This window comes from Streptomyces sp. NPDC000880, assembly GCF_053599675.1.
Genome location: NZ_JBSFMS010000005.1, coordinates 42,746 through 56,217, shown reverse-complemented (window position 1 = coordinate 56,217; position 13,472 = coordinate 42,746). Strand labels below are relative to the sequence as shown.

The following is a 13,472-nucleotide window of genomic DNA, read 5'->3' as shown; positions in this document are numbered from 1 at the left end:
CCGCCCCAACCGGGCTGGGACTCCGCGCGCCCGTCGGCTTCGTCGGCCTGAGTACCTACCTTGCGCCGGTAGAACCGCACGTACTTGTCGAACTTGCCCGCGGCGAAGACATCGTCTACCCGGACGCCGTATCGATGCTCGACCCGCCGGAACGACCCAGAACCACTGAACCCCCCGGGGGGACGCGGGGGCATCCGGATCCGGCCCAACGCGGCCGGACCGGGGCGCTGCGCCTTCGCGCACCGCGCCCCGGGCTGTGTGAAGCCAAGACCTATCGGATGGTCACTGCTGGGTTTGGTTTCGAGGGCCGGTCATTTTGCTCAGCACGAGGCTGTAAATGCCGGCCATCACGAAGGTGGCAATGTACTGAGCCCACGTCACATCACTGAGTGCTTTGTTCAGCAGGATGAGACAGGTCGCCCACACGAGAGTGACAAGGATCTTGGCTATCACGGTGCACCAGCCTTCTTAAACAAGTGCCGCGAGGCAACCCGCGGAGCCTGCGACGATGGTCTTCTTAGCGATGTCGGCGGCCACGTCCTTACTGACGAACCGGCCGACGATGAGGGCAGCAGCCCCACCGATACCGCCCTTGACCAGGCAGTCCTTCACCGCCTTCTTCATCTTCTTCGTCATCAGGAGCGATTTGCAGGCCTTCTCGCTCTTGTAGACGGTGCACATTGACCGCTGCTCGCCGATGGGGTCAACCATCGCGATCGGCGGGGCGGCTGCCCGCGGGCCCGTGTCCGCTGATGCGGTTCCCGCACCGGCGATAAGAACGCCGGAGAGCAGGGCTGCGAACAGCAGGCTTGATATAGCGCGCTTCATACTCGAATTTCCCCGATTCGCTTTCTGCTGGGAGAGCGGTTCTGGTCAGGAACGACGCCCTCCGGTCACGCATGACACTAACCCCCATGATCCTTACGGGGAAACAGAGTTGAGGATCATTTGAGCTTGGTCAAAAGCCCGGTCACCGGCTGCTCTTCCGGCGGCTGCGGCAGCACCGGTCACCGGCGCGGGATCCCGGCTGCCGGTGTGAGCCAGCAGGGTGTGCAGGGGCCCAGGGGGCGGGGGTTGATGACTTGCAGCCAGCCGCATCCCGTACTGGTGAGGCAGTACGGGATGGAGGGATAGGAGCGCCACCTCCACGAGACCCACCATCGGGGTTCGGGGAGCTGTCCAGCCATGGGCATGTCGGTGGGCAGGAGTCTTCCGGCGAGTTCGACAGTGGCGAGGTCGGCGCTGCCCAGGCCAAGGCGGGACGCCCGTGATCACGAACTCTTCCGGCAGACTCACTCAATGGGGCACCGACGAAACCCATCTCCCTTCGCCTGGTTCACCGCCCTCGGCGGACGGGTAGCCGCGGGCCACCACGCTGGCGTCAGATGCCGACCTGCGGAGCGCCCTCCGGGGCACGCAGCAGGCCTTCCAGTAGATAGCCGGATCTGATGCGCAACTCCCACCCGTGCACCTGGACAGCCAGCGCGGCCAGAGCACTTGGCCAGGTAGCCGCACAACGCATCCATCTCCGCGAGGCCCGCCGGATCCGACCGCGACTCCAGCGGCGAGTACGGCACCCCGTCGCGGATCGCAGGCGCATAGTTCCCGTAGTAGCAGACCGATCACCCGGTCACGCTCCCAACCCGCGCCATTGACCACATCGCGAACGTGTGGGCGGCGATTACCAGCCACGCTCCAGCGGTCCGCCGCCTGCGGACTACGCAGCCGCGGTGCGGCGGAGCCTGGAGAAGGCAGCTGCTGCAGGAACATCAGACCCCGGTCCGGCGTGTACGCACGGGGGGACGGACTCACCGGCCGGGAGTGATCACTATAGCGTTCAACTACCTGTGTTTGCACAGCCGTTTGCTGGCTGCGTGCCCCGGCAATAGGTCTCCTGTTCTCGTGTCAGGTGTCGCTGGATGCAGTTGCGTAGAAGCGGGCCACGAGCAGCGCAATGTTGTCGTCCCGATCGCCTGGGTCGACCGTGTGCAGCACGTCGTCACAGAGTTCTTCCAGGGGTGGGCGGCCCGCTCCCGTCGGCGGATAGGCGTGGAGATGGTTCTGCAGACGTTCGATACCTGTCCCGATGCCGCGGTGCCGGGACTCGACAAGCCCGTTGGTGTACAGCACGAGGGTGGCTCCCGCCGGGAGGTCCAGCTCGACTGTTTCGCAGACCGCCTGACCGGTGCCGATGGGTGCTCCGAGCTGCACCGGCACGATGTCGGTCCGCTGGCCGCCCGGGTGCAGCAAGAGGGGCGGCGGGCGGCCCGCGCTCGCCATCGTGATCCGGCCTCGTTCTGCGTCTCGCATACAGGCAGGTCACCAGCTGATCTAGATCGAGTTCCTGCGCGTGCTCGTCGAGTGGCAGTTCCTCCAGCGGACCGACTGGGGTCGCCCTGTCCGCTCGCCGTTCAGCCGCCACAATCGGCGCGGCCATCGCGCTCGCCGCGGGCACCGTCCACCGACGGCACCGGTACACAGACGCAGACCGGCTCCGGGGCCTCCCCCCAAAACCTCGCGGAGACCGGCAGCAGCTCCAACACCCCCTACATCGCCGCCACCGCGGCCATCCTGGTCGCCGCAGGCACGTGTCTTCTCTTCGGTGGAGGTGCCGGTGCCGTCGGTTGTGGGGTTGGCCGTGCAGCGGCCCGTCGGCGCCAACGCCGCCACGTCCCTGCGCACCGCCGCCGTGGCCGCGCTCGTCGCCGCCACCGGTCGCTCCGTGCCCAAGCTCCACCGCCTGGACGTCGCCGACGTCGACCTGGACCACGGGCCCCTTCCTCAGATCGAGCTGGACACCGGGCCGCACCCGCTCGACCGGCAGACCGCCGACGTCCTGCGCCGCTGGCTCGACATCCGCGCCGGCATCACCGCCCAACTCGAAGGCAGCGACCCGGGCTACCTGTGGATCCCCACAAAGCCCGGCCGCGCCCGCGGCGGCGAAGAACCCCCAAAGCCCGGCCTCACCCGCGCCGCGGTACGCACCCTGCACTCCGCCCATCGCACCCTGGTCACCCAGGTCTTCGGCACGCCATTGCGCCCCGGCGCCCTCCTCCCCCACTGAGCAAGGGGGCAGCCAAGCCACAATGATCGCTGCTGGCCGGACACAGAGCGCTCGCATCCCGGCTCGCTACCGCTATTTTTCCGTTCCGATACCAACGCAATCGTCGACTCGATCACGGACCCGGCGAGGGGGGGGGCGAGCTGCATCGGCGTGAGACTTGCGCGACGGTCGCCGTCGAGTGCGCCCAAGGGACGGACTGTGCAGCATCGTCGACCCCGTCGGGCTCACTCTGGGACCCCACAGCTTGTCTTTGCTGTTCAACGCCATGAGGGGTGCGGCAGTCGATGCCAATCGTGCCCCTGATTCGCGGCACCCGCTGACTGCACACGAGCCGAGCGGGAACTACTGCCGCTGGACTGAGCCGCCTTGGGCTTGTGCAGGCGCTGCTAGATTCGGCCGCCATGCGATCACATGAGTACGACCTCGACTTCCGCGACCGGGCCAGGCGAGTACGCGCCTGGGGTATCGGTTTGTTGTCCTTGGCGACGCTCCTGTGGACATGGTGTTTTCTGTTGCTGCTCACGCCGTACGAGGTTGATAGAAAGCCTGACGACCGTTACCCCCAACAGTGCGAATCACGGTTGTTCACGGAGCGTGGTACGGCCAACGAGGGCCTGCAAGCCAGTGACTGGTGCCAGAACGAACGCGACTGGCCCGAGGCCCTGGCCGTACTCGGGCTATCCGTGCCAGTAACGGCCGCTGGTGTGGGGCTCTTCACGAGCGGCAGTGTGACCTGTCGGATGAGCGCCCACGCCGAGGCCATGCGCGAGCTGGACAAGCTCGCCGACTCACCGAAGAGGTAGGAGAGCTGTTTCGTCACGCAGTCCGCTGGCCTTACGTGTCTCCCGATTCCGCAGGTCGCCAAGTCGCCGTCGACGTGAAGGAGCTGCCGGACCTCGTGGCCGCGCTCATGCGCCGCAGGTCGGCCACGGTGCGCGTCCCGGCCCGCTTCGCGTACCAAGCAGCCGTTTTCCACAGGGCTTTCGTCATCCACAAGTAGTTAGGTGCCAGCCTGGAACGGGTGGGACGATCACGATGACCACGCCGAAAGGGGACGGAAAATGTCTACGCCTGCGATCATGCACGATCTGGAAACGGCACTCGCCTCCGGCGACAACAGCACGGTTCTCGCAGCCGGGTGGAACGCGTTCGATCTGGTGGAAGGGGTCGCCGACTCTGTCACCTGGGAAGGCGGAGACGAGCTGCAGGCCTTGGCAGCGGCGCAGGCTGCCTCCGCCGGCCGCGGCCTGTTGCCGCTGCCGGGCACCGGGCGTCCGCACGATGTTTTGCCCACAATTCCTGGGGCCGACGCACTGGTTCCGTACGCCGACTTGATGCGGCACGTGCACGCGGCGCTGACCCGTCTGGCGCAGGCGGCCGGCATCAGCGCGGAAACCCGCACTGTCCTGCGGGAGGCGGCCGGCCATGCGGCGGCCGCCGCCGGCGCCCTTGCCAGCGTGTGGGAGCGGTAGCGCGTGACGACGCTGGGGGACCTCTTCGACACGGCCGACGTCCGCCTGCGCGCGGCCGCCCAGACGCCGCTCGCCGCCGCCGATCCCGCGTATCGCGCAGCACTGGCCGGGCATCTCGACCAGTTCCTCAGCCATCTGCAGGACGGCCTGGGTGCCAGCGGTGATACGCCGGCGCCGTCCCCTGCAGCATCGGATCTGACCTTCCATCTGGGCAAGGCCGCGGAGCGCTGCAAACTGCCCAGCGGCTACTCCCGGCGCCGGACCGGGCCGGGCTCGGCGCAGAGGGCCACGAACTCGCCGACGCTACTCACGCTGTGACGGCCGTACGGGACGTGATCGAGAGCCACCGAGGCCCCAATCGCGAGCCGGTGACCGCGTACGCGTACACGTTCAGCGCACGGCCCGCCCACGACTACCTGACCCAGCGCTCCGCCGAACTCGCCTGGGAAGCAGGCCGGATCGCCCATGCCCTGACCCAGGGGGCGGAGGATCCGGGCGTCGCCGCCGCTCTCGCCGACGCCCGTGCCTACCTCGACCAGGCCAGCGTGTTCGGCCGGGCCGGTACCCGCTACGCCGACCCAGGCGTTGCTGCCTTCCCGCTCGCGCTGCCGATCGAACCAGTCCAGGCCAGCACCTCGGATGCGACCGCTGACATCACCGGCAGGCTCGCCGAGGACTGCGAGCGGCTGAGCCGGGTGGCCTTCGAAACCCTGCACGACCGGACCGCCCACCGACTGAGCGGCTCAGACCTGCAACAGCTGTCCCGCTGGACGGCAATGGGCCGTCTGCTGTCCGGTCGGGTGCTGCTGCGCGTAGCAGAGCAGACTTCGGATAGGGCCGTTGCTGGCGCTTTGCGGGAGGCGGCCGGCGGTCTGCGCGGCTCCGCGCGGGCATGGCAGGAAGCCGCGGCGGCCTGGCAGCGGATCGTCGACGTGGCCGATCCGCGTGCCCATCCCAAGCTGCCGCCGCCGAGCTACGAGATCGTCCGCCAGGGCAAGGTGGTACAGCTGCCGCAGGTCGTGCCGCACCCGGGCACGGTCATCGCGCACACCTCGGTCGTCCGGGTCGGTCAGATGCTGTTCGGAGCCCCGTGGCGACCAGAACAGCGGCCGGGCGAGCCCCGCACCGCGGACGCGATCCTCGCCGACACACGGGGGGAGGGGCCACTCACGGCATCTCTGTACCGACTCCCAGCGGCCGGCTGGCAGCTGGCCGCGGCCGCGCCGGTCACGGTGCGCCGTACCCAAGGCAGTCTGGTCACCGACTCCATCGAGCACCGGCCCTCCGGGCTCGATCCCAAGATGCGCTTCTATCCCGCCCATCCTCGCCAGATCGATACGCTCACCAACGTGTATGGAACGGTGATGAAGGCCGAGCAAACCGCCGCGGCGGCGCTGTTGACTGTCGCGAAGCAGACCGGCACAGCCGTCCCACGCGCGCTCCTCGATGCCGCCGCGCACCGCCTCATCGCCGAGCAACAGGGCTGGGCACAGCAGGACTCGGGCCCCACCGCCCGCCAACAGCGCAATGCGCTTCAGGGCGTACAGCCTCCCGTCCGGCGGCTGCGCGGCAGCCACCAGTAGCCCGCCGATCATCAGCGCTCCCGACACCTCCGACTGCCCGCTGGCTGTGCTGCCGCCTTCCGCGACGCGACGCTGTTCAAGACCGCCTACGACTACGGACTGCGGCGCAACGAGACGCGGATGCTCGATGCCGCCGACTTCGGCCGCAACCCGCGCGGAGGCGAGTTCGGCGAGTACGGCCGGTGCCAGGTCCGGTTCGGCAAGGCCCAGAAGGGGTCCAGCACTGGCGACCTCGCGTAATCGTGAGTCGCGTATTCCTCCGCCAGTGGGGGCTGTGCTCACTGTGAGTGGCCGCCAGTTTCAGCCCCTTTCCCCTGCCGCCGGGCAGGTCGGCCGTTCCGCCTCGACCCACCTGTCCGCGCTCCTCAACGAGATCGGTGTTCCCGGCTGCAGCCGCCCACGGCGCCGCCATCCGCCAACAGCTTCTGGAGATGCCCGCCCCCGGCGTCGCAGATGCTCTCGCTACCACGACAGAACCGCGACAGGCTGGTCTCCTCAACGAGGTAGGCGGGCGTGGAGTCGATACGCGCAGGCGAGTCCGCACCCAACGGTGATTGACTGGCCCGATGAGCACGTTCGACGAGTACCTCACGGACTGGGAGTTCGGCGAGGACTGGCGGCCAGTGGTCGAGCACCTGGCGGCCCGCGTCACGAGCTGGCCCAGTGGGGCGCCGGAACCTGAAGACTTTTGCGTGGACTTCCCCGTCGACGTCCTATGGACAGACGGCCTGCTGGTGTGGACGAGCCTGGTAGACCCCGTACGCAATATGATCAGCACCTGCTTGGGCGGCCAGATCGACCGTACGGGTCTTCGCTGCGGCATCCTGAACCCCCACAATCCGGGAGACCATCTCGACTGCCGCTTCGTCCTTCTCGGCGAAGGAAGATCCCTTTCTGATCTGGCAGATGTGCTTCTGGATTGGGTGGCCGCCGAGGCCGCACGTCTTTCGACCAGTCGACCGCAGCCCCTACGCGCGCCGAGATCCGTGCAACCGGAGGCGTGACCGCTCCCGGGCTCGTGTTCACCGTGAGTGGTCGCCGGGGGCATAGTGCCGCCAGGTCCCTCCGGGGGAGGCGTGTGCTCCGTCTGGGTGGTCGGCCGGGATCATGCGGCGCATGGCTTCGGTGGAACGTACCGCGTACCCGCGGTTCAAGCGCACGGTCTCCTCTCGTGAGTTACATGAGTCGTTTACCCCGGGGCCGTCCGAGGTGGCGTGGGCGCGGGGGAAGGCGCGGTCGGCGGAGCATGTGCTGGCGCTGGTGGTGTTGCTGAAGAGCTACCAGAAACTGGGCTATTTCCCGGACTTGGCCGAGGTAGGGGTGCCGGTAAGAACCGTGTCACCAGCCGCAAACGGCGGTGATCAGTCCTTTGACCTGGAGGGTCGGGTCAGTTCCGCCGTGTTGGTCGACTCGGCGAGCGCGAGACGGCCGCCCTTCAGTTCGGGCACTAGTTGTAGATGGTGTTGCGGGAGACTCCGAGGAGCTTCGCGATCGAGGTGACGGTGTTCGCCGGACGGGCGAGCAGGTCGCGAGCGTGACGTACCTGTTCGTCGGTCATGGCCGGCGGGCGGCCGAGCCGGGTGCCTCGGGCGCGGGCGGCGTGGGGTGGTGTCGTTCCCGAACCGGTCTCGGCCAGCGTGTCGTCCTACTGGGCGGCGACGGCCAACCCGCCCCCACCGGTGTCCACACTGCCGCGCGGCTTGGGCGCGGCGAAGGGGGGCGCGTCCTGGCGGCACATTGTTCCGGTCGGCGGGAGGGCGCCGTCGATGAGGTAGCGGCTTGCATAAGCGTTGACGCAGCTGCTGGGGTTGAACAGTGCCGTGTGCCCGACTGCATCGTGGGTCAGCAGGCGGGCATTGGCCAGCTCCTTCGCCATAGCCTGCGCGGCCGACAGGGGAGTGGAGGGGTCGTAGGTGTTCCCGACCACCAGGATGGGGTTCGCCGTCGGCTTGTTCCATGGGCCGCGGTAGCGGTCCTCGGCGACCGCCGGCCAGGAGGCACAGCCCGCGGAGGCCCAAATCCAGTAGCGTCCGGTGTCCCCAGCACGGGCGGCCGCGGCCTCTGCCAGGGTGTCGTACACACCGGGGTCCCGCGGGTTGGGGCTGTCGCCGCAGAAGACCGCGGTGCTCTGTTCCTCGCCCAGGTACGGATTCGGGTTGGGGACCGGTGGCGGGGGCGGGAGGGGGGACGGCTCCGGGACGCGGCCCTGCCACAGGTCCTGCAGCCTGCCGGCGAGTTCCGTCCCCCCGAGCTGGACGTCGTAGAGGCTGTTCACCACGTCAGCCACCGTGCCGGCGTAGGTCCACGGGCCCACGGGCTCCTTTCGGAGCCGCTGCAGCAGCTGGTCGTACTTGTCCTGGGTCGCCTTCGGGTTGCCGGCGGAGAACGCGCAGCGGGCGGTCGTCGTGGATCCGCACAACGTGAGGAACCGGTTCACGGTCTCCGCGGCGCTGCGGCCGGAGCCCAAGCGCTGGAACGACGTGGTCTGGGGGGCCTCGTCGGAGGCGTTGTTCGTCCAGGCCTGCGGGTCCCAGTTGGCGTCGAAGACCATGGCGCGGACCCTGCCGGGGAAGAGGTTCGCGTAGGTGGCGCCCAGGTACGTGCCGTAAGAGATCCCGTAGTAGGTGAGCTGGTGGTCACCCACCGCCTTGCGAAGCTGGTCGAGGTCGCGAGCGTTCTCGGCGGTCGACACATGGCGCAGGAGCTCGGGGGCACGCTGCTCACAGCGCCGGCTCAGTTCCTCGTACGCTGCGGTGAAGGCCGCCCGCTCCTTCTCTCCCACCGGGAAGCCTGCCGCTTTGCTCGCATTCCAGTCTGCGGCTTCCTCGGGACTCGCGAAGCAGTTCACCGCGGTGCTGTTGCCGATGCCGCGGGGGTCCCAGCTGACGATGTCGAACCGCTCCCGCACCTCGCGCGGGAAGGACTCGTAGTTCTGTGGCATCTGGACCGTTCCGGGGCCGCCAGGTCCGCCGGGGTTGAAGAACAAGGTGCCGATGCGCTGTCCGGGGCCGGTGGCCTTCCGTTTGACGACGGCGAGTTCGATGGTGCGGCCACCTGGGTCGTCGTAGTCGAGCGGGACCTTCGCGGTCGCGCAGTCGAACGGACTGCCCTGGACGCAGGGTTTCCAGTCGAGCTGCGGGGCGGGCACGGACGGGGACGGCGCGCCACCGGCCGGAGCGTGAACCGGTCCGGTAAATGCCGTCGAGCAGATCACCACGGCGGCGAGGGCCGCGGCATGATGCCGACGGCCCGCTATCGGGGTAGATATGTGCATGTCTTGTCCTTCCCGGTTGAGGGCCCGACGCCACCCATGCGCTGGACGTCGGCACGCATCCGGTCAACAACACCTCGGTCCGGCAAGGCGCGCGAGCGAACCGGGGCCGAATGGCGGAGCTACTGCCCACATCGTCTTAGGCCGGTATTGCGCCGCGAAGTACCTGGTCCGGGCTCGGAACTGCTGGCGCCGGTGTCGCGTCGGGTGGCGTGAGCACGGGGCTCCAGCCATTCGGACCCAGTCGCCTTGCGGGACCTGACCGGCCGCGGTGGGGTGGACGCGGGTGCGTGCCGACGCCCAAGCGATCGCCTCGCACTCGCCGAGGCGACCAACACGGCGGAACTGCCTAGGCCTGCCAGGTCCGAGGATTGATCACTGAGGTTTGCGGGCTGGTGACACGATTCTTACCGGCACCCCAGGTACCGGAGCTGGTGGTCGGGCATGTGCGCGGTCTGCTGGGGCTGGGCGAGGAGGTGGCGCCCACGCATGACTCCGCCCGTACGCTGCGGCATCACCGTACGGTCGTGCGTGAGCGGCTCGGTGTCGTCTACGACCAGGAGAAGGCCCGCGAGATCGCCGCCGCGGCGATCTACGAGGCCGTGCAGGCCAAGGACAACCCGGCGGACCTGATCAACGTGGCGCTGGAGAAGCTGGTCAAGGCCAGGCTGGAGCTGCCCGGCTACACCACGCTGGATGAGATGGCCGCGGCGATCCGGACCAAGGTGAACGAGGACTTCTTCGCGCGAGTCGTATCGTGCATGGACGAGGTAGAGCAGGTCCGGTTGCTCGCGCTGCTACGAGTGGTGGCGGGCTCGCGCAGCAAGTTCGACGAGCTGAAGCGGCCGGCGAAGGCGCCGACGGTCTCCCATTTGCGCGAGCACCTGACGTATCTGGACTCCCTGGAGCTGCTGGGCCCGACCGTAAAGTGGCTCGATGGGGTGCCGCCGGGGAAGGTGGAGCACTTCGCCGGGCAGGCGAAGGTGATGGACGCAGCCGAGATGTCCAAGGTCGGCGTGGTGAAGCGGCTCGCGTTGCTGGCGAGTCTGCTGCACATGGCGAAGGTGCGGGCCCGCGATGAGCTGGTGACGATGCTGTGCAAGCGCATGGGAGGGGGCGGGCTCGGTCCTCGTCCTGCGATTCGCGCAGCAGGGCCCGGTGGCGGACGACCGCCTTCTCCACGGCTTCGACCAGGTTGTGCCAGATGATGGTGTCGTGGTCGAAGGCGGGAACCACAGGTCCCCGAGAAGCACATCGCTCACGACCGTTCATGATCGTGCTTCTGGTGACCCTCCGTGGCCCTGGCACGGAAAGTGATCCAGAACCTGAACGCTGACCCTTTCTGGCCGGTCGAATCGTGACCCACCGGGGTCTGTTGTTGTGGTGGTTCAGTCGGTTTCTGTGGGTGCGGTGGGGATGCGTCCGAGTTGCCGTCCGCGTCCGCGCATGCGATAGGAGTCGCCTTTGAGGGAGTGCACCTCGGCGTGATGGACGAGGCGGTCGATCATCGCGGCGGCCACGGTTTCGTCACCGAAGACCTCTCCCCAGCGTCCGAAGGGTTTGTTGCTCGTGACGATCACGCTCGCTCTCTCGTAGCGGTTCGAGATCAGTTGGAAGAAGAGGTTCGCGGCCTCGGATTCGAAGGGGATGTAGCCGACCTCGTCCACCACGATCAGGGGATAGCGGCTGAGCTTGGTGAGCTCGCTCTGCAGGCGTCCGGTGTGGTGGGCGGCTGCGAGGCGGTCGACCCACTCGGCGGCGGTGGCGAACGCGACGCGGTGGCCGGCCTGGCAGGCGCGGACCGCGATTCCGATCGCCAGGTGCGTTTTCCCGATCCGGGCGGGCCCAGAAAAACTGCGTTCTCTTTGCCCGTGATGAAATCCAACGTACCAAGGTGCGCGATCTGTTCGCGTGTCATGCCGCGCAGGTGGCTGACGTCGAGCTCTTCGATCGTTTTGATCGCAGGGAAACGGGCGGCCCGGATACGGGCTTCCCCGCCGTGCGACTCGCGGGCGGCGACCTCGCGCTGCAGGCAGGCGGCCAGGAACTCGGTGTGGGTCCAGGACTCCGCCCGCGCCCGCTCGGCGAGCCGTTCAGCGGCGTCCAGCAGAGCCGGTGCTTTCATCGTCCGGGCGTAGAAGGCCAGGTCGGAGGCCGTCTGCTCACCGGTCCGACGGCCGGCTGCGGGAGCCTTGCTGTTGGTGGGAGCGGGTGCAGTGCGGGCCGTCACGACGTCTCCAGTCTGTCGTCGCGGTCTGCGCCCCCCTCGATGAGGGTGAACACCCGGTCATAAGTGTCCAGTCGGCGTTGCTCCACGTCGATGTACTCGGGTGTGGTGGCCGCGGCGCGGGCCTGGGCGGCCTGCTGGTGGCGGTATGCCCCGCGCAGGTCAGCGGCGGTGCGGGCGTGGTCGGGATCGGTGATCGTCTGATGTCTGGCCCAGCAGCGGGCATGCCGGCGACCTGTCTGCCTCCGGGAGTGAGCAAGGCCGTCACCTCCTCGGTGTCGGTGCGGACGACGACCGCTTTACCGATCGCCATCGGGTGGACGGAGTAGTCACAGGTGTCGACACGGATGTAGTGATCACGGCCGATGCGTGTGTGAAAGCGCCACCAGCGTGGTGGGTCGACGGGGGGAAGGGCGAGCATCCCGGCCCGGTCGGCCTCCCACCGCTCGATCGGACGGGCTCCCAGGGTGCGGTGGTGGCGCCGGTTGGCGATGGTGAGCCATTCGGCGAGCTGGGTGTTGAAATGCCCGGGCCGGTGAAGGTGCGACCGGGCAAGAACGACGTCTCGAGGTAGCCGTTGGCCCGTTCCACCAGCCCTTTGTCACGAGTCGTCGACTGCACCCGATCCGCACGGTCGGCACGGAGTTGTCCGGGTGACGCATCTTTTCCATCCCTGGGCCGGGCGGGAGCTCACCTTCGTCGACCGGCGTCTGGCCTGGGACGAGGACCGGGTCGCCCTTGCCGACGAGAACGGGGAGGTGGTCTCGCTGCCTGCGGCCTGGACGGATATCGACCCCGTCGATCCCTTCGTCACGATGGCCGCGGGACGCTGCTCCTTTCGGGTGGCGGACCTCCTGGCCGTCGCCGACCTCATCGACGCTCTTCGCGTACGGGCGTCGGGAGAATGATGCCGTGACCGTCGTCTGATCCACGCCCGGCCGGACGACCGGGTTGGTCAACGGCGCGCGGGGGTAGCCAGCTGGTTTGCCTCCGCGCGCCTGCCTCGTGGTCTTGGCCGGGCCGAGTGTCGGCGCGAACCTGGTGACACGGCCGGAGACAGGGGAGGCGGACGCGATGACGGTGACGGCGAGGGACCCGAAGATGGCTGCACTGGCGGCGTCCAGGTCGCTCAACCCGCATCCGGAGAAGGTGACCGACGAGGTGTTCCTGGCCTCGCCGTTCTGCGACCCGCGCGACGTGGTGCAGGTCAAGTACGAGATGGTGCGACGCGTCCGCGTCGACAAGGTGCCGGTTGCCCGGGCGGCCCGTGCCTTCGGCTACTGCCGTCAGGCGTTCTATGAGGTCGCCGCCGCCCTGGACTCCGGCGGCCCGGGTGCCCTGGTGCCCGGCAAGCCCGGCCCGAAGGGGCCGGTCAAGCTGACCGCACCGGTCATAGACCGCATCGATGCCTGGCTGGTGGCCGATGCTGCTCTGACCTCGAAGGACGTCGCCGGGAAGGTCACGGAGGAGTTCGGCTTCACCGTCCACCCGCGGTCGATCGAGCGCGCTCTCGCCCGGCGGCGCGAGCCGGACAGCGCCGGTGAGGACGAGCCCATATCCCGCCGTTGACCCGAGTGGTGACGTCACAGCGGGCGTTAACGAGTACGAGCGGCTGCGCGAGAGCGCGGGCCGCGGCAGCCGCCGCAACGGGCTGGGCGTGCTCGTCGCCCGGGGCATGGTCGCGTTTGTGAGAGTCGCTGCCTCGTTGGCTGCCGCGGCGGTGCCGAGGAGCCCTGCCCCGCCGGCCGCCGATGCGGTGGCCACCACGTTGGACGCGGAGGTCATCCGGGTGTGGTCCCGGATGGTCTGGGCCCACGCCAACTCCCCTTGAAGCAGCGCGATATGAGGATGGGGC

At 68.5% G+C, this 13,472-nt stretch carries 18 protein-coding genes and 2 pseudogenes; 13 read left to right on the top strand and 7 right to left on the bottom strand.

Going from position 1 to position 13,472, the window contains the following annotated elements:
- Positions 1 to 282: 282 nt before the first annotated feature.
- The 3 genes from ACWDO5_RS03045 to ACWDO5_RS03035 all read right to left on the bottom strand — a co-directional run bounded on the left by ACWDO5_RS03045 (position 283) and on the right by ACWDO5_RS03035 (position 2,310).
- Entirely contained in the window at positions 283 to 453 is a 171-nt protein-coding gene (locus ACWDO5_RS03045; protein ID WP_450527876.1) for a hypothetical protein, read from the bottom strand.
- Positions 454 to 468: 15 nt separating this feature from the next.
- A complete protein-coding gene (locus ACWDO5_RS03040; protein WP_450527875.1) occupies positions 469 to 828 on the bottom strand; it encodes a hypothetical protein in 360 nt (119 codons plus the stop codon).
- Between the two features lie 1,077 nt (positions 829 to 1,905).
- Entirely contained in the window at positions 1,906 to 2,310 is a 405-nt protein-coding gene (locus ACWDO5_RS03035; protein WP_450527873.1) for a PP2C family protein-serine/threonine phosphatase, read from the bottom strand.
- On the opposite strand from ACWDO5_RS03035, the pseudogene ACWDO5_RS03030 reads away from it, so the two are divergent.
- From ACWDO5_RS03030 to ACWDO5_RS02990, 9 genes and pseudogenes are all read left to right on the top strand, one after another.
- Positions 2,242 to 2,586 (top strand): annotated as a pseudogene (locus tag ACWDO5_RS03030) (LAETG motif-containing sortase-dependent surface protein); the annotation flags it as partial. The gene ACWDO5_RS03035 and the pseudogene ACWDO5_RS03030 overlap by 69 nt on opposite strands.
- Before the next feature lie 28 nt (positions 2,587 to 2,614).
- A complete protein-coding gene (locus tag ACWDO5_RS03025) occupies positions 2,615 to 3,064 on the top strand; it encodes a hypothetical protein (protein ID WP_450527872.1) in 450 nt (149 codons plus the stop codon).
- Between the two features lie 401 nt (positions 3,065 to 3,465).
- The gene (locus tag ACWDO5_RS03020; RefSeq protein WP_450527871.1) at positions 3,466 to 3,867 is read left to right on the top strand and encodes a hypothetical protein; all 402 of its coding nucleotides are present in this window, start codon (positions 3,466 to 3,468) and stop codon (positions 3,865 to 3,867) included.
- Between the two features lie 35 nt (positions 3,868 to 3,902).
- On the top strand, positions 3,903 to 4,064 hold the full coding sequence (locus ACWDO5_RS03015) for a hypothetical protein (RefSeq protein ID WP_450527869.1): 162 nt from the start codon (positions 3,903 to 3,905) through the stop codon (positions 4,062 to 4,064).
- Positions 4,065 to 4,143: 79 nt separating this feature from the next.
- Complete coding sequence (locus tag ACWDO5_RS03010) at positions 4,144 to 4,536, top strand: hypothetical protein (RefSeq protein WP_450527868.1); 393 nt, start codon at positions 4,144 to 4,146, stop codon at positions 4,534 to 4,536.
- 3 nt (positions 4,537 to 4,539) lie between these two features.
- Entirely contained in the window at positions 4,540 to 4,854 is a 315-nt protein-coding gene (locus ACWDO5_RS03005) for a hypothetical protein (RefSeq protein WP_450527866.1), read from the top strand.
- Complete coding sequence (locus tag ACWDO5_RS03000; protein ID WP_450527864.1) at positions 4,851 to 6,119, top strand: hypothetical protein; 1,269 nt, start codon at positions 4,851 to 4,853, stop codon at positions 6,117 to 6,119. The genes ACWDO5_RS03005 and ACWDO5_RS03000 overlap by 4 nt, the downstream gene beginning before the upstream one ends.
- Positions 6,120 to 6,685: 566 nt before the next feature.
- Complete coding sequence (locus ACWDO5_RS02995; protein WP_450527862.1) at positions 6,686 to 7,123, top strand: hypothetical protein; 438 nt, start codon at positions 6,686 to 6,688, stop codon at positions 7,121 to 7,123.
- Between the two features lie 103 nt (positions 7,124 to 7,226).
- The gene (locus ACWDO5_RS02990; RefSeq protein ID WP_450527860.1) at positions 7,227 to 7,619 is read left to right on the top strand and encodes a DUF4158 domain-containing protein; all 393 of its coding nucleotides are present in this window, start codon (positions 7,227 to 7,229) and stop codon (positions 7,617 to 7,619) included.
- Here ACWDO5_RS02990 and ACWDO5_RS02985 read toward each other — a convergent pair.
- Both ACWDO5_RS02985 and ACWDO5_RS02980 read right to left on the bottom strand, forming a co-directional pair.
- The gene (locus ACWDO5_RS02985) at positions 7,567 to 7,677 is read right to left on the bottom strand and encodes a helix-turn-helix domain-containing protein (RefSeq protein ID WP_450527858.1); all 111 of its coding nucleotides are present in this window, start codon (positions 7,675 to 7,677) and stop codon (positions 7,567 to 7,569) included. The two genes, ACWDO5_RS02990 and ACWDO5_RS02985, sit on opposite strands and share 53 nt — an antisense overlap.
- A gap of 87 nt (positions 7,678 to 7,764) precedes the next feature.
- Positions 7,765 to 9,393, bottom strand: coding sequence for an alpha/beta hydrolase (locus ACWDO5_RS02980; RefSeq protein WP_450527856.1), 1,629 nt, complete (start codon positions 9,391 to 9,393; stop codon positions 7,765 to 7,767).
- A gap of 392 nt (positions 9,394 to 9,785) precedes the next feature.
- Here ACWDO5_RS02980 and ACWDO5_RS02975 point away from each other — a divergent pair, with 392 nt between their 5' ends.
- A complete protein-coding gene (locus ACWDO5_RS02975; protein WP_450527855.1) occupies positions 9,786 to 10,598 on the top strand; it encodes a DUF4158 domain-containing protein in 813 nt (270 codons plus the stop codon).
- A gap of 180 nt (positions 10,599 to 10,778) precedes the next feature.
- On the opposite strand, the pseudogene istB reads toward ACWDO5_RS02975, so the two are convergent.
- A pseudogene (gene istB, locus ACWDO5_RS02970) lies at positions 10,779 to 11,515 on the bottom strand (IS21-like element helper ATPase IstB).
- A 37-nt stretch (positions 11,516 to 11,552) separates the two neighbouring features.
- The gene (locus ACWDO5_RS02965) at positions 11,553 to 12,038 is read right to left on the bottom strand and encodes a Mu transposase domain-containing protein (protein ID WP_450527853.1); all 486 of its coding nucleotides are present in this window, start codon (positions 12,036 to 12,038) and stop codon (positions 11,553 to 11,555) included.
- A gap of 232 nt (positions 12,039 to 12,270) precedes the next feature.
- On the opposite strand from ACWDO5_RS02965, the gene ACWDO5_RS02960 reads away from it, so the two are divergent.
- From ACWDO5_RS02960 to ACWDO5_RS02950, 3 genes are all read left to right on the top strand, one after another.
- On the top strand, positions 12,271 to 12,525 hold the full coding sequence (locus ACWDO5_RS02960; RefSeq protein WP_450527851.1) for a DUF5372 family protein: 255 nt from the start codon (positions 12,271 to 12,273) through the stop codon (positions 12,523 to 12,525).
- 103 nt (positions 12,526 to 12,628) lie between these two features.
- Positions 12,629 to 13,186, top strand: a complete 558-nt coding sequence (locus tag ACWDO5_RS02955; protein WP_450527849.1) for a helix-turn-helix domain-containing protein — start codon at positions 12,629 to 12,631, stop codon at positions 13,184 to 13,186.
- Positions 13,158 to 13,448, top strand: a complete 291-nt coding sequence (locus tag ACWDO5_RS02950; RefSeq protein ID WP_450527847.1) for a hypothetical protein — start codon at positions 13,158 to 13,160, stop codon at positions 13,446 to 13,448. The genes ACWDO5_RS02955 and ACWDO5_RS02950 overlap by 29 nt, the downstream gene beginning before the upstream one ends.
- Positions 13,449 to 13,472: the final 24 nt, after the last annotated feature.

Bases quoted from the DNA above. Each gene is read 5' to 3' on its own strand.
- ACWDO5_RS03040 (WP_450527875.1), bottom strand. From the start codon at position 828: ATGAAGCGCGCTATATCAAGCCTGCTGTTCGCAGCCCTGCTCTCCGGC.
- ACWDO5_RS03035 (WP_450527873.1), bottom strand. From the start codon at position 2,310: ATGCGAGACGCAGAACGAGGCCGGATCACGATGGCGAGCGCGGGCCGC.
- ACWDO5_RS03020 (WP_450527871.1), top strand. From the start codon at position 3,466: ATGCGATCACATGAGTACGACCTCGACTTCCGCGACCGGGCCAGGCGA.
- ACWDO5_RS03010 (WP_450527868.1), top strand. From the start codon at position 4,144: ATGCACGATCTGGAAACGGCACTCGCCTCCGGCGACAACAGCACGGTT.
- ACWDO5_RS02995 (WP_450527862.1), top strand. From the start codon at position 6,686: ATGAGCACGTTCGACGAGTACCTCACGGACTGGGAGTTCGGCGAGGAC.
- ACWDO5_RS02990 (WP_450527860.1), top strand. From the start codon at position 7,227: ATGCGGCGCATGGCTTCGGTGGAACGTACCGCGTACCCGCGGTTCAAG.
- ACWDO5_RS02985 (WP_450527858.1), bottom strand. From the start codon at position 7,677: ATGACCGACGAACAGGTACGTCACGCTCGCGACCTGCTCGCCCGTCCG.
- ACWDO5_RS02980 (WP_450527856.1), bottom strand. From the start codon at position 9,393: ATGCACATATCTACCCCGATAGCGGGCCGTCGGCATCATGCCGCGGCC.
- ACWDO5_RS02965 (WP_450527853.1), bottom strand. From the start codon at position 12,038: ATGCTCGCCCTTCCCCCCGTCGACCCACCACGCTGGTGGCGCTTTCAC.